This window comes from Streptomyces sp. NPDC058092, assembly GCF_042884935.1.
Taxonomy (GTDB): domain Bacteria; phylum Actinomycetota; class Actinomycetes; order Streptomycetales; family Streptomycetaceae; genus Streptomyces.
On record NZ_JBHVSY010000011.1, the window covers coordinates 242,051 to 264,598 of the forward strand.

Genomic DNA, 22,548 nt, shown 5'->3' on the forward strand with positions numbered 1-22,548 from the left:
GGTGCTAGGCCTGCTTCTTGGACCTGTCGAAGATCATGACCAGGCCGGCGATGACCACGAACAGGGCGATGGGGGCCACCACGTACAGACCGATGGTCTCCATCACGCTCAGGCCCGGACCGGGGTCGTCACCGTCGTCGCGGATGAGCGCGAGCGCGGGGGACGACATGAGCAGCATCATCAGCGTCGTTCCGGCCGCGACGGCGCCGGCGCGCATAGCGTTCTTCTTGTCCACGGCACAAACGTAGCGAACGCCCAGGACGGGCGCGCGCCCGGGGGTGCCGTACGGGGTCACGGGTGGTCTTCGCGGGATCCGAAGATCTCCATCAGCCGGTGCAGACGGGGGGCGGCGGCCAGCTCCTCCAGGGTGACCGGATGACCCTCCGCGTCGGCGACGGGCAGGCGCCAGTTGGGGTACTGGTCCCAGGTGCCGGGGAGGTTCTGCGGGCGGCGGTCGCCGAGCGTGTCGGGCAGCCAGACGCCGACCATGCGGGCCGGGGTGCGCAGCAGGAAGCGGTGCACGGCGCGGACGGCGCCCTCCTCGTCGCCCTCGCCCTCCGGGAGCAGGCCGAGCCTGGAGAGATAGCCCAGCCACTCGGTGGTGTCGGCCGCGTCCGCGGTCAGCTCCTCCGCCAGGCTCCGGGTGAGCAGGCCGAGGCGGTGGCGGAGCGTCACATGGTCGTCGGTCAGCCGCGCGGCGGTGGACGGCAGATCGTGCGTGGTGACGGTGGCCAGGCAGCCCTCGCGCCACTCCTCGGGGGCCAGTGGGCGGCCGGTGCCCGCCCAGTCCCGTTCGAACCAGAGCACGGAGGTGCCGAGCACGCCGCGCCGGGCCAGCGCCTCGCGGACCCCGGGTTCGACGGTGCCGAGGTCCTCCCCCATGACGACCGCGCCCGCCCGGTGCGCCTCCAGGACGAGGACGGCGAGCATCGCCTCGGCGTCGTGGTTGACGTAGGTGCCCTCGGTGGGCGGGCGCCCCTCGGGCACCCACCAGAGCCGGAACAGACCCATGACGTGGTCGATGCGCAGGGCGCCCGCGTGGGCGAGGAGTCCGCGCAGCAGCCCGCGGTACGGGGCGTAGCCGGACGCGGCGAGGGCGTCGGAGCGCCAGGGCGGCAGGCCCCAGTCCTGGCCGCGGGCGTTGAAGGCGTCCGGGGGTGCGCCGACGGACATGCCGTGCGCGAAGGCGTCCTGCTGGGCCCAGGTGTCGGCGCCGCCGGGGTGCACGCCGACGGCGAGGTCGTGGACGATGCCGACCGCCATCCCGGCGTCCAGTGCGGCGCGCTGGGCGGCGGCGAGCTGGTTGTCGGTCAGCCAGGCGAGCCGGCAGTGGAAGTCGACCCGGTCCAGCAGTGCGCGGCGGGCGCGGGCGGTCTCCGTGGAGCGGGCGTCGCGGAGCGCGGCCGGCCAGCTGTGCCAGTCGGAGCCGTGCACCTCGGCGAGGGCGCACCACAGGGCGTGGTCCTCCAGGGCCTGTCCCTGTTCGGCCAGGAAGTCGCAGTAGGCGGCGCGGCGGCCGGGGGTGAGGGGGACGCCCCGGACGAGTTCGAGGGCCTGGCGCTTGAGTTCCCAGACGGCGTCCCGGTCGATCAGGGCGCCCTTGTTCAGGACGGTGTCGCTGAGCGCCGCCGCGTCCTGCCGCAGATCGTCGAGGGTGGCCCGGTCCGGCACGTGCCCGTACTCGGGGACGGACTCGATGTGCAGATGGACGGGGTCGGGGAAGCGCCGTGACGACGGGCGGTACGGGGACGGGTCGGTGGGGTCACCGAGCACGGCGGCGTGCAGCGGGTTGACCTGGACGAATCCGGCGCCGAGGGTCCGCCCGGACCAGGCGGCGAGGTCGGCGAGGTCCCCGAGGTCGCCCATGCCCCAGGAGCGGGCGGAGAGCAGGGAGTAGAGCTGGACGAGGAAGCCGTGGCTGCGTGCGGGCGGCCGGGGCACGTGGGGCGGGGCGACGACGAGTGTGCAGCTCGCGCTCCGGCCGCCCGGCGCGCGTACGGTCAGCCGGTGCACCCCGAGCGGCGGTTCGGCCCACCAGGCGGGGGCCGGGGACGCGGCCGTCGCGGTGTCGCCTCCGGCGCCGGACACCGCTCCCGTGCCCGTGCCCGCTCCTGCGTCCGTGCCCGCTCCTGCGTCCGTGCCCGCGTCGGCCGCCGCCCGCCCCGAAACGGCCGGATCAGGTCGGCCGGCCGGAACGCACATCCGCGGGAGTGGGGACAACCCGGGGTCTTCGAGCCTGATGTCCAGCGTGGTGCCGGGTGGCAGGGCGGTCAGGGCCGGGGGCAGCGGCTCCCCGGTCCACACCACCAGCGTCGGCGGGAGCGGCCGGGAGCGGGTCGAGGACTCGGCGGCGGCGAGCGATTCCCGTACCGCTTCGGGCGTGGCGGCGTCCACACCGAGCGCGGCGAGCACGGCGACGACCGTGTCGTCGGCGACGGCCACCGAGACGTCGGCGGACGGGGAGTAGGAGGTGGCGACGCCGTGCAGTGCGGCGAGCCGGGACAAGCCCATTCAGACTCCTGGGGACTCCATGCCCCATGCGGTGCCGGAGATGGCCGGCTCGCTGGTCAGCGGGGCGTTGACAGCGAGCGGGGGTTCGCTGGTGAGCGGTGTGGCGTCGGCGAGCGGCGGCTCGCTGGTGAGGGGTATGGCATCGGCGAGCGGCGGCTCGCTCGTCAGCGGACCGGGGCCGGACGCGGGGGCCGGGAGCGGGGCGGGGCCGGGTTCCTGTTTGGAGAAGGCGGAGAGCAGGAGTTGCGCGGCAGCGGGCATGGTGGCCTCCTGGCCATGGCGGAACAGGACACAGCAGACCTACCCAGCGGGCTCGACCGCAGACGTAGGCGTTACCACAACGAGTTCAACGTGCTCTGGGTCACATTCCGTTCCCCGGAGGCCGGTTCGCCGCAAGTCGTCCGCCGTTTTCGGCCATTCGGCGTCATCTTTGGCGTCCGGCGTCGATTGCCGACCCCTCCCCACCTCACCTGTCACATCGGGCATTTACGGCACAACAACCACCCGCATTGACACCCTGCGCACGCGGGTGGTGGGCTCGTAGCCCACCGGCTGAAGCGAGGGAGAACAGCGATGCTGCTCAGGCGCAGAAAGCAGGCAACGGCCGTCGCGGTCGCCGTGCTCGGCGGGCTGCTCTCCGCGGGTGCCCCGGCCGCCGTCGCGGCCCCTTCGGTGCCCGGCTCCCTCGCCGTCAGCGCCCCCGACCGCACGGACGACGGCGCGGTGCCGGCCGTGTGGCCGCGGCCCCAGTCCATCAAGGCGTCCGGGCCGTCCGTACCGCTCACCGCCTCCGCCTCCGCCGAGGTCACCCTCGTCGCCGACGCGCACGCGGATCCGTACGCCGTCGACGCGCTCCGGCAGATCCTGCGGGAGGCGGGCGTACGGACCGTCCACGAGGCGTTGCCGGGCCGCGGCCCCGTCGTCCGGCTCGGCGGCGACGGCGCCGGGGACGCCCTGCGTACGCTGCGCGCTCCCGACCGCGGCGACCTGCCCTCCGGCGGCTACCGGATCGCGGTCGGCCGGGTCGCGGGCCGGGACACCGTCGCCGTGGACGGCCTCGGCGAGGACGGCCTCTTCCACGGCGTGCAGACGCTGCGTCAGCTGATCCGGAACGGCAGCGTCGCCGGGGTCACCGTCAGGGACTGGCCGGGAACCGCCGTACGCGGGATGACCGAGGGCTTCTACGGGCAGCCGTGGACCCGGGCGGAGCGGCTGGCTCAGATCGGCTTCATGGGGCGTACGAAGCAGAACAGGTATCTGTACGCGGCGGGCGACGACCCGTACCGGCAGGCCCGTTGGCGCGACCCGTACCCCGCCGACCGGCGCGACGACTTCCGGGCGCTGGCCGAGCGGGCCCGCGCCGAGCATGTGACGCTCGGCTGGGCCGTCGCCCCCGGCCAGGCCATGTGCATGTCGTCGGAGAACGATGTGAAGGCGCTGACGAAGAAGCTCGACGCCATGTGGGCGCTGGGCGTGCGGGTCTTCCAGCTCCAGTTCCAGGACGTCAGCTACAGCGAGTGGCACTGCGACAGCGACGTCGACACCTTCGGCAGCGGCCCCGAGGCGGCGGCCAGGGCCCAGGCGCGGGTGGCGAGCAAGGTGGCCCGGCATCTCGCGGAGCGTCATCCGGGGGCGGAGCCGCTGTCGGTGATGCCGACGGAGTTCTACCAGGACGGGGCGACGGACTACCGCACGGCGCTCGCCGAGGAGCTGGACGACCGGGTCCAGATCGCCTGGACCGGGGTCGGGGTCGTACCGCGGACCATCACCGGCGGGGAACTGGCCGGTGCGCGCGCCGCGTTCCGGCATCCGCTGGTCACGATGGACAACTACCCGGTCAACGACTACGCGCAGGACCGTATCTTCCTCGGCCCGTACACCGGCCGGGACCCGGCGGTGGCGATCGGTTCCGCGGCGCTGCTCGCCAACGCGATGGAGCAGCCGTCCGCGTCGCGCATACCGCTGTTCACCGCCGCCGACTTCGCGTGGAACCCCAAGGATTACCGGCCGCAGGAGTCCTGGCAGGCGGCGATCGACGATCTGGCGGGCGGCGACGCCCGCACCGGGGACGCGCTGCGCGCGCTGGCCGGGAACAGCGCGACGTCCGTGCTGGGCGGCGACGAGTCGGCGTATCTGCGGCCGCTGCTGGACGCGTTCTGGAAGTCCCGTACGACGACCGACGCCACGGCGCAGGCCGATGCGGCGCGCAGGCTGCGGGCGGCGTTCACTGTGATGCGGGAGACCCCGCAGCGGCTGAAGGGCCTGGCCGACGGACGCCTCGACGACGAAGTGCGGCCGTGGACCGAGCAGTTGTCCCGGTACGGCCGGGCGGGCGAGCTGGCCGTGGATCTGCTGCGGGCCCAGTCGCGCGGCGACGGCGCCGCCGCGTGGCAGGCGTCGCTGGCGCTGGAGCCGGTGCGCGAGGCCGCGAAGGCGAGCGGTGCGACGGTCGGCAAGGGCGTCCTCGGCCCGTTCCTGGACCGGGTGCGCCGGGAGGCGGACGCCTGGACGGGCGCGGACCGCAACGCCGGCACGGTGACAAAGGCTCCGGGCAGCTATACGGTCCGGCTGGACCGGTCCCGCCCGGTGGAGACCGTGACGGCGATGACCGTGCCCGGCGGCGGGCCGGTGGCCGGTGCGACGCTGGAGGCCCATGTGCCCGGCGAGGGCTGGCGCGGCCTCGGCCCGGTGTCGGCGACCGGCTGGACCCAGGCCCCGGCCAGGGGGCTGCAGGCCGACGCGATCCGGATCAGCTGGCCCACGGGCGGTCCGTCCACGCCCCCGGTGCTCACGGGCACGTTGCCGCCCATCGTCCCGCAGGGCCGGGCGGAGAACCTGCCGGGCGGTGGCACGGGAACCGGTTCCTCCGCCTCGGGGAGCGCGCGGGCTCCGCGGGTGCGGGCGCTCGTGCCGTGGTTCGGCGACGAGCCCGCCGCCCGGCTCGATCTGGCACGCGGCGTGACGGACGCCGAGATCGGCGGCGGGCCGCAGCGGGTCGAGGCGCGGCTGGCCGCCCGGCGCCCCGCCGAGGTGCGGGGCACGCTCACCGCACGGGCGCCCCGGGGCATCGAGGTGAGCGTCCCGAAGCAGACGAGGGTGCCGCGCGGTTCGCGTACCGACGTCCCCGTCGAGATCACGGTCCCGGCGGGCACCCCGGCCGGTGAGTACGAGGTGCCGATCGGCTTCGGCGACGAGAGCAGCACACTCACCGTCCGGGCCTACCCGCGCACCGCGGGCCCCGACCTGGTGCGTACCGCCACGGCCTCCTCGTCCGGCGACGAGACCCCGGACTTCCCGGCGGCGGCGGCCTCCGACGGCGACCCGGAGACCCGCTGGTCCTCGCCGGTCGAGGACGGCGCCTGGTGGCAGGCGGAACTTCCGCAGCCGGCCCGGATCGGCCAGGTGGTGCTGCACTGGCAGGACGCCCACGCCTCCCGCTACCGCATCCAGGTCTCCGCCGACGGCCGCAGCTGGCGCACGGCGGCGACCGTGCGGGACGGCAGGGGCGGGCGCGAATCGGTCCGGATGGACGCGAAGGACACCCGCTTCCTCAGGGTTCAGGGCGATGCCCGGGCCACCGAGTTCGGCTACTCCCTCTGGTCGGTCCAGGCGTACGCCGTCGCCGCGACGGACTAGGGCCTTCCGTTCGGATCAGGCCGGATCAGGCAGCGGCCCGCCGCGGAGCGGCTGATGTCACCGTGGTCCCGTGCATCGCAAGGCGCAGGAGGGAGTCGGATGAGGTCTCCCCTGCTCGAGCGGAGCCGAGAGCTTGGGGAAGGAGCCATGGCGGTCGACGACTACGCGGCGAGGTGCGGTGCCGGGGCACGCGAGCCCGGCGTGATCCGAACGAGAGGCCCTGGCGCCGGGCCTCCGGGGCGCCCCCGGAGGCCCCCGTCCGGCCCCGGGGACGACGAAGGCCCGGATCTCTCAGGCGGAGATGCCATCGATCCGGGCCATCGCGTCGTCCGCGCCGAACGGTTGCAAGTACGGCAGCCAGCGCGGGTCGCGGTGTCCCGTCCCGATGATGCGCCAGGCGAGGCCCGTCGGCGGGGCGGGCTGCTGGTGCAGCCGCCAGCCGAGCTCCGGCAGGTGCCGGTCCGCCTTGACATGGTTGCAGCGGCGGCAGGCCGCCACGACGTTGTCCCAGGCGTGCTGTCCGCCGCGGCTGCGCGGAATGACGTGGTCGACGCTGGTCGCGGCGGCGCCGCAGTACATGCAGCGGCCCCCGTCCCGGGCGAAGAGCGCCCTGCGGGTGAGCGGTACGGGCCCCCGGTAGGGGACCCGTACGAACCGTTTCAGGCGGACGACGCTGGGGGCCGGGACGGCCCGGCTGGCACTGTGCATGAAGGCGCCCGACTCCTCAAGACAGATGGCCTTGTTTTCGAGCACGAGGACGAGCGCGCGGCGGAGCGGTACGACGCCGAGCGGCTCGTACGACGCGTTGAGAACCAGGACATGCGGCACGGTGGATGCCTCCTTGTACGCCGGCGGCGCGTGGCTCGCGCCGGGACGATCCGATCTCAGTTTCTCCTTACGCCTGGTGGAAGCGCCACCACGTGCAGGTAACGGGCCGGGAGGATTTTTCTCCGCTGCCGGCCGCCCGTACCGCCGGCGCAGGCCGGAACAGGCGCTTCCGGGCCGCTGCCGCGGCAACCGCGGCCCGATGTGCGATCGGCCACACGCCGCCCGTGCGGGCTCCGTCCCGTAGCCTCCTCACTTTCCCCGAATCCCCTCGTGAGGCGCGTCTCTCCCCCTGGTCGCGGCAACGGAACACTCCCGATGCCCCGTTAGTGTGGTTGGTCTGCCGTCGCCCATCTGGAGGTTCCACCGTGTTCCTGTCCGCCCTGTTGGCCGCAGCTCCGTCGCCCGGGCCAGGCGGCTCGCTGGACGAGGCCGCCGAGCAGGCCGGCAACGCCGCGGGCTGGGTGGAGGAGAACTGGTCCACCTGGCTGAACACCGGTCTGCGCATCGTGCTCATCGCCGCGGTCGCGATCGTGTTGCGCATCGCGATCCGTCGTGCTCTCACCAAGCTCATCGACCGGATGAACCGCAGCGCCCAGGCGGTGGAAGGCACCGCGCTGGGCGGGCTGCTGGTCAATACGGAACGCCGTCGTCAGCGCTCCGAGGCGATCGGTTCCGTACTCCGCTCGGTCGCTTCGTTCCTGATCCTCGGCACGGCCGCGCTGATGATCCTGGGTGCCTTCCAGATCAACCTGGCCCCGCTGCTGGCCTCCGCAGGTGTGGCCGGTGTGGCGCTCGGTTTCGGTGCGCGCAACCTGGTCACCGACTTCCTCTCCGGCGTCTTCATGATCCTTGAGGATCAGTACGGCGTGGGCGACACCGTAGACGCGGGCGTCGCCTCCGGTGAGGTCATCGAGGTCGGTCTGCGGGTCACCAAGCTGCGCGGCGACAACGGTGAGATCTGGTACGTCCGCAACGGCGAGGTGAAGCGGATCGCAAACCTCAGCCAGGGCTGGTCCACGGCCGGTGTCGATGTGACCGTGCGCCCCACGGAGGACCTGGGCAAGGTCCGTACGTTGATCATCGACGCCGCCGCGGCGATGGCCAAGGAGGACCCGTGGAACGAGCGGCTGTGGGGGCCCGTGGAGATCCTGGGCCTGGACGCCGTGCTGCTGGACTCGATGACGGTCCGGGTGACCGCAAAGACGATGCCGGGCAAGGCGCTGGGGGTGGAGCGCGAGCTGCGCTGGCGGATCAAGCGGGCCTTCGACGAGTCGGGCATCCGGATGGTCGGCGGCGTCCCGGCCCAGGCGGACGAACCCTCCGCTGCCGACCCGACGGCCGGCGTGGCCGCCCCGTCCGCGTACGCGTCGACGACCTCGCCGCAGTCGCTGGCCGCGTCGCCGATCACCCCGCCGCCGAACATGTCGAAGTAGGACCGGCAGTACGAGTTCGGCCGTGCGAGTGAGGGGCGCCCCGCGAAGTCGGCGGGGCGCCCCTCACTCGTATGCCGGTGCAGCGAGTCGACGTGAACTCAACTCGGTTCGCCCGTAGCCTGATTGGGGATGCGCCGCCGAGGACCCCCACCTTCCGGAAGTGGCCCAGGTAACGCTTTGGTTGCCACCGGGACGCTGCCCATTGACGCCCCGGTGACGTGCGCATACCGTCCTTTCACCGAATAGGAAACTTTCCTAACAGAGGGCAGGTGCAACGGTCATGGCCGGAACCACACCGGGTACCCCCCGCGTTCTGCGGGCCATGAACGACCGGGCCGCCCTCGATCTGCTGCTGGAGCACGGCCCCCTCTCCAGGACCAGGATCGGGAAGCTGACCGGCCTCTCCAAGCCCACCGCGTCGCAGCTGCTCGCGCGGCTGGAGGCGGCCGGGCTGGTCGTCGCCACCGGAACCGTGGCCGGGCGGCCGGGGCCCAACGCCCAGCTGTACGCGGTGAACGCGCGGGCCGCGCATGTCGCGGGGCTGGATGTGAACGCCCACCGGATCGTCGCCGCCGTTGCCGATGTGACGGGTGAGACGGTCGGGGAGTTCGAGCTGCGCACCCCGGGGCGGCGCGCCGACTCCGTGGTGCGGCAGGTGGCGGAGGCACTGGACGGGGCCGTCAAGGACGCCGGGCTCACCCGCTCCGATGTGCACCGGGTCGTCATCGGCACCCCCGGCGCCTTCGACCCCGGGACCGGGCGGCTGCGGTACGCCTCGCATCTGCCCGGCTGGCACTCCCCCACCCTGCTGGACGAGCTGGCCGCGTTCCTGCCGATGCCGGTCGAGTACGAGAACGACGTGAACCTGGTCGCGGTGGCCGAGCAGCGGCTCGGTGCGGCGCGCGGGCACGACGACTTCGTCCTGCTGTGGAACGAGGAGGGGCTCGGTGCCGCTCTCGTCATCAACGGACGGCTGCACCGGGGCTTCACCGGTGGCGCCGGTGAGGTCGGCTTCCTGCCGGTGCCGGGCGCCCCGCTGGTCCGCCAGGTCACCAAGGCGAACTCGGGCGGCTTCCAGGAGCTGGCCGGCGCGCAGGTGCTGGCCCGGCTGGCCCGGGAGCTCGGCATCGACGACGCGCCGGTCCGCGGCTCGGGCACCCATCACGAGGTAGCGGCCGGCCTGATCACCCGGGCCGCGGAGGCCGCGGAGGCGGGCGAGGACGGCCCGTACCCCCGGCTCCTCGACCAGTTCGCCACGGGCCTCGCGACCGGCCTCGCCTCGATGGTCGCCGTACTGGACCCGGAAGTCGTCGTGCTGTCCGGCGAGCTGATCGCGGCCGGCGGGGAGCCGCTGCGCGGCCGGGTCGAGTCCGAGCTCGCCGAGCTGGCGGCCTCACGGCCCCGGCTGATCGCCGGGGCCGTGACGCATCGCCCCGTCCTGCGCGGCGCGCTGGAGAGCGCACTCGTCACCACGCGTGACGAAGTCTTCGACACGTCGCGCTGATCCCCTGTTCCGCCTTCATCCTTCATCCTCCAACGGGAGTCACCGCCATGTCCGGAAACCGCCGGAAGACGGCCGCCGCGCTCGCCGCGACCGCCGCGATATCGCTGTTCGCCTCCGCCTGTACGGGGCAGAGCAACTCGGGTGCCAGTGATGACGCGTCCAAGGACACGACCATCAACTTCTGGCACGGCTGGAGTGCCCCGAACGAGGTCGCGGGAATCAAGGCCACGGTCGACGCCTTCACGAAGGCACACCCCAACATCCATGTGAAGGTCGTCGGCAACATGACCGACGACAAGATCAACCAGGCGCTGCGGGCAGGCGGTTCGAACGCCCCGGACGTCGTCTCGTCGTTCACCACGAACAATGTCGGAAAGTTCTGCTCGTCGAAGGCCTTCGTCGATCTGAACCCCTTCCTGAAGAAGGACGGGATCGACGCGGACAAGACCTTCCCCAAGGCGATGAACGAGTACACGCAGTTCGACGGTGTGCGCTGCTCCGTGCCGCTGCTCGGTGACGCGTACGGCCTCTACTACAACAAGGACGCGTTCAAGGCCGCCGGCATCACCGCTCCGCCGAAGACCTGGTCGGAATTGGCCACGGACGCCAAGAAACTGACGAAGACCAAGGGCGATTCGTACGAGCAGCTCGGCTTCATGCCGAACTACCACGGCTACGAGTCGACAACCGAGCACTACCTCGGCGGCTGGAACCCGAAGTACTTCGACACGGACGGCAAGTCGAACATCGCCAAGGACCCGGCGTTCGCCGCCATGCTCACCACCCAGAAGAAGCTGGTCGACGACCTGGGCGGCTACGAGAAACTGGAGAAGTACCGTACGGCGTTCGGTGACGAGTGGGGCGCCAAGCACCCCTTCCACACGGGCCAGGTGGCCATGCAGCTGGACGGCGAGTGGCGGCTCGGGATGGCCGAGGAGACCAAGCCGAAGTTCGAGATCGGGGTGGCCCCGATGCCCGTCGCCGACGACGAGGCCGACACCTACGGCAAGGGCTATCTGACCGGCACCATCGCCGGTATCGCCGCCACCTCGCAGAAGCAGAACGCGGCCTGGGAACTCGTGAAGTTCATGACGACCGATACCGACGCGGTGGTCGACTTCGCCAATGCCATTCACAATGTGCCGTCCACGCTGGAGGCGCTGAAGTCGCCGAGGCTGAAGTACGACCCGCGGTTCAAGACGTTCCTGGACATCGCCGCGAACCCGGCGAGCACCACCACCCCGCCCTCGGTGAACGGCGGCGCGTACCTGGTGTCCCTGCAGAACCTCGGATTCGACATCGAGAAGGGCAAGCAGACGGACATCAAGGCGGGTCTGGAGAAGACCGCCAAGGAAATCGACGCGGCGATCGCACAGGCGAAGTAGCACCGCGATGAGCACGAGTACACGTACGAGCACGGGCACGTACACACTCCGTTCGAAGCGCCGCCGGTCGGCCCTTGTCGCGAAGCGCAGAAGAACGGCACTGCGGACGGCGGCCTTCATGTCGCCGTGGCTGATCGGGTTCTGCGTCTTCTTCGCCTATCCGCTGATCTCCACGCTCTATTTCTCCTTCACCAGCTACGACGGTTTCGCGGCCCCGGAATTCAGCGGGCTGAAGAACTGGTCGTTCGTCTTCACCGACTACCCGCTGTTCTGGCCCGCACTGCGCAACACGCTCTGGCTGGTCGTGGTCATGGTGACCTGCCGGGTGGTGTTCGGCCTCGGTGTCGGACTGCTGATCACCAAGATCAAGACGGGTGCCGGGGTCTTCCGCACCCTGTTCTACCTGCCGTATCTGGCCCCGCCGGTCGCGGCGACCCTCGGCTTCGTCTTCCTGCTCAACCCGGGTACGGGGCCGGTCAATTCGATCCTCGGCGAGCTGGGGCTGCCCACGCCGGGCTGGTTCACCGACGCCACCTGGTCCAAGCCGGCGCTGACCGCGCTCGCGGTGTGGGGGGTGGGCGACCTGATGGTGATCTTCATGGCCGCGCTGCTCGACGTACCGAAGGAGCAGTACGAGGCGGCGGAGCTGGACGGGGCGTCCGCGTTCCAGCGGTTCCGCTTCGTCACCCTGCCGAACATCTCGCCGATCGTGATGTTCGCCGTGGTCACCGGGATCATCCAGACGATGCAGTACTACACCCAGCCACTCGTGGCGGGGAAGGTGGCCTCGGGTGTGATGGGCGGCTCCGGGCAGCAGTTCGAACCGGGATATCCTGACAAGTCGACACTGACGCTTCCGCAGCTCGTCTACAACCTCGGTTTCCAGCGCTTCGACTACGGCTCCGCCTGCGTGGTCGCGCTCGTTCTCTTCGTACTCGCCATGGCGTTCACCGCACTGCTGATGCGGCGCCGCAGCGGGCTGATCCAGGCAGGTGAGTGACGTGGCGCAGGGTCTCGACACCCTCAAGGCAGCCGACCGGGCGACCGGACCGGCCACCCCGGCCGAGCACACGGCACGCCGCAAGGCGCTGCTGAACTGGATCGCCGTGCACGCGCTCGGCGTCGCGGCCGCGCTCTTCTTCGTGCTGCCGTTCGTCTTCCTGCTGCTCACCTCGCTGATGAGCGACCAGCAGGCGCTGACCCGCGATCTGTGGCCGCACCCCTTCGAGTGGAGCAACTACCGGAAGGTGTTCGACACCCCGGGCTTCCTGACCTGGTGGAAGAACACCCTGCTGTACGCGGGGCTCGGCACCGTCCTCACCGTCGTGTCGTCGCTGCCCGTGGCGTACGCGCTCGCCAAGTTCCGCTTCCGCGGGCGGCATCTGTCGCTGATGCTCGTCATCTCGATGATGATGCTGCCGCCGCAGGTCGTCGTCATCCCGATGTATCTGTTCTGGGCGAAGCAGCTGGACCTGTCCGGCACGCTCTGGCCGCTGATCATCCCGATGGCCTTCGGCGACGCGTTCTCCATCTTCCTGCTGCGGCAGTTCCTGCTGACCATCCCGAACGAGTACCTCGACGCGGCGAAGGTCGACGGCTGCGGTGAGTTCCGCACGCTGTTGCGGGTCGTCGTGCCGATGGCCAAGCCGGGCATCGCCGCCGTCGCACTCTTCCAGTTCTTCTACGCCTGGAACGACTACTTCGGCCCACAGATCTACGCCTCCGAGAACCCGGCCGCCTGGACGCTCAGTTACGGCCTGGAGTCCTTCAAGGGCGCACACCACACCGACTGGAACCTGACCATGGCCGCGACCGTACTGGTCATGGCCCCCGTGATCCTCGTCTTCTTCTTCGCTCAGAAGGCTTTCGTCGAGGGCGTCACACTGACCGGAGTAAAGGGCTGACCTATGAAGCTCGCAGTAGTTGGTGGCGGGTCCACCTACACACCTGAACTGATCGACGGCTTCGCCCGGCTGCGGGACACGCTGCCCATCGAGGAGCTCGTGCTCGTCGACCCGGCGGCCGACCGTCTCGAACTCGTCGGCGGCCTCGCCCGGCGGATCTTCGCCAAACAGGGCCACGCGGGAAGGATCGTCACCACCTCGGACCTCGACGCGGGCGTCGCCGACGCCGACGCGGTCCTGCTCCAGCTGCGCGTCGGCGGCCAGGCCGCCCGCAACCAGGACGAGACCTGGCCGCTGGAGTGCGGCTGCATCGGCCAGGAGACCACCGGGGCCGGCGGCCTCGCCAAGGCGCTGCGCACCGTCCCGGTCGTCCTGGACATCGCCGAGCGGGTCCGCCGCACCAACCCCAACGCCTGGATCATCGACTTCACCAACCCGGTCGGCATCGTCACCCGGGCGCTGCTCCAGGCCGGGCACAAGGCCGTCGGCCTGTGCAACGTGGCGATCGGCTTCCAGCGGAAGTTCGCCCGGCTCCTCGATGTCACCCCCGGTGAGGTGCACCTCGACCACGTCGGGCTCAACCACCTGACCTGGGAGCTCGGGGTCCGCCTCGGCGGCCCGGCCGGCGAGAACGTCCTGCCGGGGCTGCTCGCCGAGCACGGCGACGCCATCGCGGACGATCTGCGCATGCCCCGGGCGATCGTCGACCGGCTCGGCGTCGTCCCCTCGTACTACCTGCGTTACTTCTACGCGCACGACGAGGTCGTACGGGAGCTCGGCACCAAGCCGTCCCGGGCGGCCGAGGTCGCCGCGATGGAGAAGGAACTCCTCGCCATGTACGGCGACCCGGCGCTGGACGAGAAGCCCGCGCTGCTCGCCAAGCGCGGCGGCGCCTTCTACTCGGAGGCGGCGGTGGACCTGGCGTCCTCACTGCTCGGCTCGGGCGGCAGCCCGGTCCAGGTGGTCAACACGTACAACAAGGGGACGCTGCCGTTCCTGCCGGACGACGCGGTGATCGAGGTGCAGGCCGGGGTCGACGGCACGGGCGCGACACCGCTCGCCGTGCCGGAGCTGGACCCGCTGTACGCCGGTCTGATCGCCCATGTGACGGCGTACGAGGACCTGGCGCTCGAAGCCGCGCTCCGCGGGGGTCGCGACCGGGTGTTCAAGGCGCTGCTCTCGCATCCGTTGATCGGCCAGTTCGAGTACGCCGAGGCGCTCACCGACAAGCTGATCGCGCACAACCGGGAGCACCTGGCGTGGGCGTGAACGCTTCGGTCCTCGCGATCGATGCGGGGAACAGCAAGACCGATGTGGCGCTGATCGGTGAGGACGGAACAGTGCTGGCGACGGCCCGCGGCGGTGGCTTCCAGCCACCGGTCGTCGGCGTGGAGGCGGCGTTGGACGTCCTGGCCTCGCTGCTCGGGCAGGCCCTGGCCAGGTCCGAGCGGAGCGTCGCCGACGTGGAGCATGTGTCGGCGTGCCTGGCCAACGTCGATCTCCCGGTGGAGGAGGCCGAGTTGACCGAGGCCCTGGTCCGCAGGGAATGGGGCCGCACGGTCGAGGTGCGCAACGACACGTTCGCGATACTGCGCGCCGGGGTGGACGAGCCCCGGGGCGTGGCCGTGGTCTGCGGTGCGGGGATCAACTGTGTCGGCATGGTGCCGGACGGGCGTACCGCGCGCTTCCCCGCCATAGGCCGGATGTCCGGTGACTGGGGCGGCGGTTCGGGGCTGGCCGAGGAGGCCATGTGGTTCGCCTCGCGGGCCGAGGACGGCCGCGGTGAGCCGACCGAGCTGGCGCGCACGCTGCCCGCGCACTTCGGGCTCGACTCGATGTACGCGCTGATCGAGGCGCTGCATCGGGGCCGGGTCGAGTTCGAGCGCCGGCACGAGCTGACTCCGGTGCTCTTCGCGACCGCGGCGGCCGGGGACCCGGTGGCGGGCGCGCTGGTGGACCGGCTGGCGGAGGAGGTCGTCGCGATGGCGTCGGTCGCGCTGGGCAGGCTGGACCTGCTGGACGAGGAGGCGCCGGTGGTGCTGGGCGGCAGCGTGCTGGCGGCCCGCCATCCGCGGTTGGACGGCAGGATCGCCGAACTCCTCGCGGTACGGGCCCCGAAGGCGGCCGTCCGGGTGGTGACGGAGCCGCCGGTGCTGGGGGCCGCGCTGCTCGGCCTGGACCACACGGGGGCGGCGGCCGGGGTGCACGAGAGGCTGCGTGCGCAGTACGGCTGATCCGGCCGGACTCTTCCCGGGGGCGTCCCGCGGCGATTCGCGTCGCGGGACGCCCCTTGCGTACGGGAACCGATCAGTTGTCCCGAACGTGTTCATGGGTAGGGAGATCGGTCCGCTTCGGGGATTGGTCCGCCGATCGGCTTGATCGGCGGCTCAGGCCTTGATCGAATGCGGGTGATCGCGTGCGTGCACGTGTGCTCGCATCCGTGGATCGATGCAGGATCCGGACGTTCGTGGTGTGGATGTCGGTCCCTGCGGCCATACTTCTGGCCGGGCACCATCCTCCGACCGGCCGGGGGCCGGGCCACCGTCAGTGACCGAGGGGGAGGTCGAGTGACATACCCGCCGAATGTACGCACCGCGCCGGAACACACGCGGGCGCGGCCGCCCGCGCCCGCGACCGAACCCGTTCCGCCGCAACGCGGTGCCTGGTCCGCGACGGTGGAACAGCTGCGGGCCGCGGCGACGACCGAACCGGGCAGGCTCCGGATCGTCGGAGCCGTACTGGCCCTGCTCGTCGTCGCGTTCGGGGCCGTGACGGCCTTCGAGATCGCCGACCGGGCGTCCGCCGCCGACGACGTGGTGGGCCGCAGCCAGCCGCTGAGTGCCGACGCGGCGGCCATCTACCGCTCGCTGGCCGATGCCGACACCACCGCGGCGAGCGGCTTCCTGGCCGGGGCGCAGGAGCCGCGCGATGTCCACGACCGGTACGCCAGGGACATCAAGGAAGCGTCCCGCCTCCTGGTGAAGGCCGCGGCCAACACGGACACGTCGACGAAGTCCGGGCACGAGATCACCACGCTCAACGAGGAACTCCCCCGGTACACGGGCCTGATCGAGCGGGCCCGCGCCAACAACCGGCAGGGCCTGCCACTGGGCGGCGCCTATCTCCGGTACGCGAACCAGCAGATGACCAACGTCCTGCTGCCGGCCGCCGAGCGGCTGTACGCGGCGGAGACCGGCAAGCTCGGCCGGGACAACGACGCGGCCAGGGCCTGGCCGTTCTTCTCGCTCGGGCTCGGAGTCGTGGCACTGGCCGCGCTGTTCTGGGCGCAGCGGCGCAACTACCGCAGGACGAACCGGGTCTTCAACCACGGTCTGCTCGTCGCGACCGCCGCGTCCACCGTGGTGCTGCTGTGGCTCGCCGTGGGGCACACGGTGGCGCGGTCCGAGCTGCATGCCGCCGATGTGAACGGGCAGCAGTCCCTCGATGTCCTCAACCACGCGCGGATCGACTCGCTGAAGGCGCGCGCCAATGAGAACCTCACTCTGGTCGCCCGAGGCGCGGTGCTCACCCCGGACGGCAGGAACGACAAGTACGAGACCGACTACACCACGGACATGAAGGCCCTCGGTGAAGAGCTGAGGAGAGCCGGGAAGCTTGCTGCCGACGACGAGCAGGGGAGCGGGCCGGTGACGAAGGCCGTCGACGCCGTCTCCGAGTGGCAGGGCCGCCACCGGACCGCCCGCACGGCCGACGACGGCGGCGACTACGAGGGCGCGCGGACGCAGATCATCGGGCCGAAGGACTCGACGGGTGAGTCCTTCGAGCGGGTGGACGACGCGCTGGAGCGGGCGCTCGCCCATGAGCAGGACGAGTTCACCCGGGCCGCGAAGGACGGGCGCGGGGCGCTGGGCGGGCTGCCGATCGGGGCCGCCGCGCTGGCCGCGCTGGCCGCAGTGGCCGCGATCGTCGGCGTCAACCGCAGGCTCTCGGAGTACCGGTGAGAGGGGGAGCGATGACCAGGAAGCGCACGGGCCGGTGGTCCACCCGCGGCGGGCTGCGCGGGTGGGGCGGGGTGACGGGCATGGCCGTGGCCTGCGCGGTGACGGCCTCGCTCACCCTGCTGCCGCTCTCCCACGGCGGCGCCGACGCCTTCGGCGGTGACGCCTCGGGGCCGGGTACGGCGCAGGCGGTGCAGGCCCGGGCCGACGACTGCACGGACCCGGAGGCGAGCCTGCCGCCGTCCTCCGGCGGCGGTCCGGGTATCGAGAAGATCAAGAAGCGCGGAAAGCTGATCGCGGGCGTCGACCAGAACAGTTTCAGCTGGGGATACCGCAATCCGGCGGCCGAAAAGGACAAGGACCAGCTCGAAGGGTTCGACATCGATCTGGTGCGGGCCATCGCCGAGAACATCCTGGGCGACCGCGACGCGGTGATCTTCCGGGCCATCCCCACCAACCAGCGGATCGCCGCCCTGGAGAACGACAAGGTCGATGTCGTCGTCCGGACGATGACCATCAACTGCAGCCGGCTGAAGCAGGTCTCGTTCTCCACGGCCTACTTCCAGGCCGGGCAGCAGGTCCTCGCGCCGAAGGACTCGACGATCACCGGGTTCGACAAGTCCCTGACCGGCAAGCGGGTCTGCACCGCCGAGGGCTCCACCGCCTACGAGGCGCTGGAGAAGCAGTCGTTCGGCGCGGTCTTCAAGGACCCGCACGACGGAACGGCGGCGGACGAGGACCAGCTCACCGTCCCCAACCAGCTGGACTGCCTGGTGCGGCTGCAACTGGGCGAGGTCGACGCGATCGTCACGGACAACGCGCTGGCGGCCGGTCAGGCCGCCCAGGACCCGGCGGTCGAGCTCAAGGGCGGCAAGCCGTTCACCACCGAGTACTACGGCGTGGCGACGAAGCGCGGTGCGAACGATCTGGTGGCCCGGGTCAATCAGGTCCTGGTCGACTACCGCAGCGGTGGTGCGAACAGCCGCTGGATGGTGTCGTACCGGAACTGGCTGGAGGACGGTCTGCCGGGGATATCGGCGCCGCCGGCCCCCAAGTACCGGAGCAACTAGTGCCGGGCCGGCCGGGTGTGCGCGACGGCGCGGACCCGGCCGGCGAGGCAGTGGACCTGATCCTGCCGGGCCCGTCCCGGCAGGAGGAGCGGAGAGGTGATCGATGGGCGTCGCGGGCCCCTTCCCCGGCTACGCGGGGAGGCCCCCCGGCCCGGTCATGGACCGGGACGAGGTGGACCGTGCGCTGGCCCGGCTGGGCGCGGAGCACGAGGCGATCGAGACCTCGCTCCTCGCCCTGCAGGACCACGCGGGCCGCCGGCTCCTGGAGGGCGCCGATCTGACCGGTGTCACCAAGGAGCGCTGGGCCACCACCGAGCAGTCGATCACGCTGCTGTGGGGGTATTTCGACGCCTACGCGGGGGCGCTGGCCGAGGCCCGTACGGTGCGGGCGCGCCGGCGGTACCCCAACCGGGACGATCTGCTGGCCCTCACCGAACTGCTGCGCGGCCAGGGCATCACCGTGGCGCACGCGGCGGGCCACCCCGATCCGTCGATCACGGGCCCGGCCAAGCTCTCCGAGCGGTTCACGCTGGAGGAGCTGGTCGCCCGGATGAACGAGCTGTACGCCCGTTCGCTGGACATGGTCGTGGCGTCCGACGCCGTGTGGTCCGCGCTGCCCGCCCGGATAGACCTGCTCGCCGCCGAGCTGCACCGCACCCGCTCGCTGGCGCACTCCGTCGGCGTACGCCCGGGTGAGCACCCGGCGGGTGACGACCTGGCGGCGATCACCCATGAGCTGACCACGCTGCGGGTGCAGGTGATCTCCGATCCGCTCGCCTTCTGGCTGTCGGGTCCCGGGAGTTCGGCGCCCGGCGGCGGACGCCCGGACACGACGCGCTACGACCGGGCGGCCCGCGCCCTGGACGACGTGCGCCGCGAGATCGAGGCCGTGCTCGCGGTCCGGCAGGACGCCGAGCAGCGGCTGGTCCAGCTGCGTGACGTCCTCTCCCGTGCGGACCGCACCCTGACCGAGGCCCGGTCGGCGCGCGGCGAGGTGCTGGCGAAGATCGCCGCGTCCGAGGTGCCCGCGGTGAGCGGTCCGGCGACCGCGCTCCAGGAGCGGCTGGCCGCCGCTTCGGAGTACCGCAGGCACGCCCAGTGGCACCGGCTCTCCCCGCTCCTGGAGACGCTGGAGCGGGAGGCCGAGGAGGAATTGCTGCGGGCCCGTGAGTCGTTGACCGCGGTCACGGCCCCGCTGGCCGTGCGGGCGGAGCTGCGCGGCAGGCTCGACGCGTACAAGGCGAAGGTCGCCCGGCACGGTCTGGCCGAGGACCCGCTGCTGATCGAGCGGTACGACGCGGCGCGCCGGATGCTGTGGAGCGCGCCGTGCGATCTGCGGGTCGCCACGCAGGCGGTGCTGCGCTACCAGGAGACGGCGGCCGAACTGCTGTCCCAGCGCCGGGCCGCGGGACCGGAGGACCGGCGATGAGCACGTATACGTACACGGCGGAAGGGCCGCCGCGGCGGGGCGAACAGGGGGACGGACCATGAGTACGCAATGCCAGCGCCCCGCGTGCGAGGGCAGTTACGAGGACGTGGGCGGCGGTGAGCTGTACTGCGACACCTGCGGTCTGGCTCCGGTGGTCTCACCGACCGGCCTGGTGAGCTCGCCGCCCACCGGGATCGCGGGCGGCGGTGGGGCGAGCAGCCGGGGCAGTCGGGGCAGCGACAGCAGTTCGCGGGCCTCGTCCCGGGCCTCTTCGCGTTCCTCGTCCCGCTCGTCGACCTCGCGGCGTTCCGTTTCGGGGCGGCTCTCGCGCTCGCTGTCCGGTGGCACCACGTCCCGTTCGGTGTCGGTGCGTTCCTCCGGTTCGTCCACGGGAGCGTCCGGCCGGGGCAGGCTGGGCGCGGGCCTGGTGCAGGTACCGGATGTGCCGCGTCCGGACCCGCGCTCGGCGGTGATGGAGAACCCAGAGGTGCCGGAGCGCAAGCGCTTCTGTTCGCGCTCCGACTGCGGGGCGTCGGTGGGCCGGGCCCGGGGCGAACGGGCAGGGCGCACGGAGGGGTTCTGCACCAAGTGCGGTCACCCGTACTCCTTCGTGCCCAAGCTCGGCGAGGGCGACATCGTGCACGGCCAGTACGAGGTCGCGGGCTGTCTGGCGCACGGCGGACTCGGCTGGGTCTATCTCGCGGTCGACCGTGCGGTGTCGGACCGCTGGGTGGTCCTCAAGGGCCTGCTCGACACCGGTGACCAGGACGCCATGGCGGCCGCCATCTCGGAGCGCCGCTTCCTGGCCGAGATCGAGCACTCCAACATCGTCCGGATCTACAACTTCGTCGAGCATCTCGACCAGCGCACGGGCTCGCTCGACGGCTACATAGTGATGGAGTACGTCGGCGGCAAGGCGCTCAAGGAGATCGCGAACGAGCGCCGCACCCCGGCTGGGAAGCGTGATCCGCTGCCGGTCGAGCAGGCGTGCGCGTACGGCATCGAGGCGCTGGAGGCGCTCGGTCATCTGCACAGCCGCAATCTGCTGTACTGCGACTTCAAGGTCGACAACGCGATCCAGACCGAGGACCAGCTGAAGCTGATCGACATGGGCGCGGTCCGCAGGATGGACGACGACGAGTCGGCCATCTACGGCACGGTGGGGTATCAGGCGCCGGAGGTCGCGGAGGCCGGCCCGTCGGTCGCGTCCGATCTGTACACGGTCGCGCGGACGCTCGCGGTGCTCACCTTCGACTTCCAGGGCTACACCAACGTCTTCGTGGACTCGCTCCCGGACCCGGACAACATCGAGGTGTTCCGCACCTATGAGTCGTTCTACCGGCTGCTGGTACGGGCCACCGACCCGGATCCGGCACGGCGGTTCGCCTCGGCGGCGGAGATGGCGGAGCAGTTGACCGGTGTGCTGCGCGAGGTGGTGTCGCTGCAGACGGGGCGGCCGCGGCCGGCGCTGTCGACGCTGTTCGGCACGGAAGTGCGGGTCACGGACACGCAGTTGTTCGCCGAGCTGACGGACGATGTGTCCCGGCTGGGGGCACGGGCTGCCGCCCCGGCACCGCCCGGGCGCTTCGGGCGGCGGCGGAACGGGATGGGGGCCGCTGCCGGGGGCGCGGCGCCGGTCCTGCCAGCGGTGCCGCCCGCCGGACCGGGGCCGGGCGCGCTGCCCGCGGGTGCGCCGCCCGTGGCCGGTTACGCCGCGCCGGGTGCCGGTCCGCTGACCGCATCGCCCACGCACGTCCGGGCAAGCGGCGCTACGGAGCCGACCGCCGCGGCCCCCCGGAGCGGCGCGGTCCTCCAGAGCGGCGCGGCCTTCTCGTACGCGCCGGCCCAGGCCACGATTCCGGCCCCCCGGGTCCCGGTCGGCGATCCCGGTGCGCCGCCGGGTCCGTACGCCGCCGAAGGCCCCCGGCTGGCCAGGCTCGACGTGCCGTCCACCTCGCTCGCGCTGCCCGTGCCCCGGGTCGATGCGAGCGACCCCAACGCGGGTTTCCTCGCCGGGCTGATGACCACCGCACCCGCCGAACTGATCAGCGCGCTGCAGGCCGCACCCGCGCCGTCGCTGGAGACCCGGCTGCGGGAGCTGCGCGCCCGCCTGGAGATGCGCGAACTCGGCGCCGCGGGGCAGGCCCTGACGGAGCTGGAGGGCACGTACCCGAACGACTGGCGGGTCGTCTGGTACCGCGGCGTCACCTCGCTGGTGACCGGCGACAACGAGAACGCGGCGCTCTCCTTCGACGCGGTGTACGACGCGTTCCCCGGTGAGCCGGCGCCCAAGCTGGCGCTGGGGATCTGTGCGGAGGTCCTGGGCCAGCTGGACAACGCCGCCGAGTACTACCGGCTGGTGTGGGCGACCGACCCGAGCTTCGTCAGCGCCGCGTTCGGCCTGGCCCGGGTGCGGATCGCCGCCGGGGACCGGTCCGGGGCCGTCAGGGCGCTGGAGTCCGTGCCGGAGGCGTCGATCCACTACACGGCGGCCCGGGTCGCCGCGGTGCGGGCCCGGCTGCGTGAACGGGCGCCGGACGAGCCGCTGATCGCCGATCTGACGGCCGCCTCGACCCAGGTGTCGGGGCTGGTCGGCTTCGGTCTGGACGCGGTGCGCCGGGAGCAGTTGTCCACAGAGGTGCTGGGGACGGCGCTCGACTGGGTACTCTCCGGTAGTCCTACGGCTTCGTCCTCGGTCCCGCAGTCGCACGCGTCTGCCGGGGCGGACCGGCCGAAGACACTGCTCGGCAGTGAGTTGGACGAGCGTGGCCTGCGTTTCGGGCTGGAGCGTTCGTACCGGATGCTCGCCCGGCTTGCTGAGCCCGGCGACGAGAGGATCGAACTGGTGGAGCGGGCCAACCGTTTCCGCCCCCGGACGTGGGTGTGAAA

General features: G+C 71.9%; 16 protein-coding genes. 12 read left to right on the forward strand and 4 right to left on the reverse strand.

The genetic code is table 11. The features are described 5' to 3' along the window. Positions 1–4: 4 nt before the first annotated feature. From ACFVV1_RS20480 to ACFVV1_RS20490, 3 genes are all read right to left on the reverse strand, one after another. Positions 5–217, reverse strand: a complete 213-nt coding sequence (locus ACFVV1_RS20480) for a hypothetical protein (RefSeq protein WP_389990943.1) — start codon at positions 215–217, stop codon at positions 5–7. 74 nt (positions 218–291) lie between these two features. Next, complete coding sequence (malQ, locus tag ACFVV1_RS20485) at positions 292–2,511, reverse strand: 4-alpha-glucanotransferase (protein WP_389990862.1); 2,220 nt, start codon at positions 2,509–2,511, stop codon at positions 292–294. After that, positions 2,512–2,772: a hypothetical protein gene (locus tag ACFVV1_RS20490; protein WP_389990864.1), complete on the reverse strand. Its 261-nt coding sequence runs from the start codon at positions 2,770–2,772 to the stop codon at positions 2,512–2,514. Between the two features lie 312 nt (positions 2,773–3,084). Here ACFVV1_RS20490 and ACFVV1_RS20495 point away from each other — a divergent pair, with 312 nt between their 5' ends. After that, entirely contained in the window at positions 3,085–6,147 is a 3,063-nt protein-coding gene (locus ACFVV1_RS20495; RefSeq protein WP_389990866.1) for a beta-N-acetylglucosaminidase domain-containing protein, read from the forward strand. 291 nt (positions 6,148–6,438) lie between these two features. On the opposite strand, the gene ACFVV1_RS20500 is transcribed toward ACFVV1_RS20495, so the two are convergent. Then, a complete protein-coding gene (locus tag ACFVV1_RS20500; protein WP_384958986.1) occupies positions 6,439–6,975 on the reverse strand; it encodes an HNH endonuclease in 537 nt (178 codons plus the stop codon). 365 nt (positions 6,976–7,340) lie between these two features. Between ACFVV1_RS20500 and ACFVV1_RS20505 the strand changes: the two genes are divergently transcribed. From ACFVV1_RS20505 to ACFVV1_RS20555, 11 genes are all read left to right on the forward strand, one after another. Beyond that, a complete protein-coding gene (locus ACFVV1_RS20505; RefSeq protein WP_389990868.1) occupies positions 7,341–8,408 on the forward strand; it encodes a mechanosensitive ion channel family protein in 1,068 nt (355 codons plus the stop codon). 280 nt (positions 8,409–8,688) lie between these two features. Next, a complete protein-coding gene (locus ACFVV1_RS20510) occupies positions 8,689–9,912 on the forward strand; it encodes an ROK family protein (RefSeq protein WP_389990870.1) in 1,224 nt (407 codons plus the stop codon). Between the two features lie 47 nt (positions 9,913–9,959). After that, a complete protein-coding gene (locus tag ACFVV1_RS20515) occupies positions 9,960–11,297 on the forward strand; it encodes an ABC transporter substrate-binding protein (protein WP_389990872.1) in 1,338 nt (445 codons plus the stop codon). A gap of 7 nt (positions 11,298–11,304) precedes the next feature. Continuing rightward, positions 11,305–12,297 (forward strand): carbohydrate ABC transporter permease, encoded by a 993-nt coding sequence (locus tag ACFVV1_RS20520; protein WP_389990874.1) that lies wholly within the window; start codon positions 11,305–11,307, stop codon positions 12,295–12,297. A gap of 1 nt (position 12,298) precedes the next feature. Further along, positions 12,299–13,201, forward strand: a complete 903-nt coding sequence (locus tag ACFVV1_RS20525) for a carbohydrate ABC transporter permease (RefSeq protein WP_389990876.1) — start codon at positions 12,299–12,301, stop codon at positions 13,199–13,201. A 3-nt stretch (positions 13,202–13,204) separates the two neighbouring features. Continuing rightward, entirely contained in the window at positions 13,205–14,470 is a 1,266-nt protein-coding gene (locus ACFVV1_RS20530; RefSeq protein WP_389990878.1) for a 6-phospho-beta-glucosidase, read from the forward strand. Continuing rightward, a complete protein-coding gene (locus tag ACFVV1_RS20535) occupies positions 14,461–15,435 on the forward strand; it encodes an N-acetylglucosamine kinase (RefSeq protein ID WP_389990880.1) in 975 nt (324 codons plus the stop codon). Before ACFVV1_RS20530 ends, ACFVV1_RS20535 begins: the two co-directional genes overlap by 10 nt. 333 nt (positions 15,436–15,768) lie before the next feature. Further along, positions 15,769–17,163 carry a hypothetical protein gene (locus ACFVV1_RS20540; protein WP_389990882.1) on the forward strand — a complete coding sequence of 465 codons (1,395 nt, stop codon included), beginning with the start codon at positions 15,769–15,771 and terminating at the stop codon, positions 17,161–17,163. Between the two features lie 11 nt (positions 17,164–17,174). Beyond that, complete coding sequence (locus tag ACFVV1_RS20545; protein ID WP_389990884.1) at positions 17,175–18,230, forward strand: glutamate ABC transporter substrate-binding protein; 1,056 nt, start codon at positions 17,175–17,177, stop codon at positions 18,228–18,230. Positions 18,231–18,333: 103 nt separating this feature from the next. After that, complete coding sequence (locus ACFVV1_RS20550; RefSeq protein ID WP_389990886.1) at positions 18,334–19,659, forward strand: hypothetical protein; 1,326 nt, start codon at positions 18,334–18,336, stop codon at positions 19,657–19,659. Positions 19,660–19,717: 58 nt separating this feature from the next. Next, entirely contained in the window at positions 19,718–22,546 is a 2,829-nt protein-coding gene (locus ACFVV1_RS20555; protein ID WP_389990888.1) for a tetratricopeptide repeat protein, read from the forward strand. Positions 22,547–22,548: the final 2 nt, after the last annotated feature.

Bases quoted from the DNA above. Each gene is read 5' to 3' on its own strand.
- ACFVV1_RS20480 (WP_389990943.1), bottom strand. From the start codon at position 217: ATGCGCGCCGGCGCCGTCGCGGCCGGAACGACGCTGATGATGCTGCTC.
- malQ (WP_389990862.1), bottom strand. From the start codon at position 2,511: ATGGGCTTGTCCCGGCTCGCCGCACTGCACGGCGTCGCCACCTCCTAC.
- ACFVV1_RS20490 (WP_389990864.1), bottom strand. From the start codon at position 2,772: ATGCCCGCTGCCGCGCAACTCCTGCTCTCCGCCTTCTCCAAACAGGAA.
- ACFVV1_RS20495 (WP_389990866.1), top strand. From the start codon at position 3,085: ATGCTGCTCAGGCGCAGAAAGCAGGCAACGGCCGTCGCGGTCGCCGTG.
- ACFVV1_RS20510 (WP_389990870.1), top strand. From the start codon at position 8,689: ATGGCCGGAACCACACCGGGTACCCCCCGCGTTCTGCGGGCCATGAAC.
- ACFVV1_RS20515 (WP_389990872.1), top strand. From the start codon at position 9,960: ATGTCCGGAAACCGCCGGAAGACGGCCGCCGCGCTCGCCGCGACCGCC.
- ACFVV1_RS20520 (WP_389990874.1), top strand. From the start codon at position 11,305: ATGAGCACGAGTACACGTACGAGCACGGGCACGTACACACTCCGTTCG.
- ACFVV1_RS20530 (WP_389990878.1), top strand. From the start codon at position 13,205: ATGAAGCTCGCAGTAGTTGGTGGCGGGTCCACCTACACACCTGAACTG.
- ACFVV1_RS20545 (WP_389990884.1), top strand. From the start codon at position 17,175: ATGACCAGGAAGCGCACGGGCCGGTGGTCCACCCGCGGCGGGCTGCGC.
- ACFVV1_RS20550 (WP_389990886.1), top strand. From the start codon at position 18,334: ATGGGCGTCGCGGGCCCCTTCCCCGGCTACGCGGGGAGGCCCCCCGGC.
- ACFVV1_RS20555 (WP_389990888.1), top strand. From the start codon at position 19,718: ATGAGTACGCAATGCCAGCGCCCCGCGTGCGAGGGCAGTTACGAGGAC.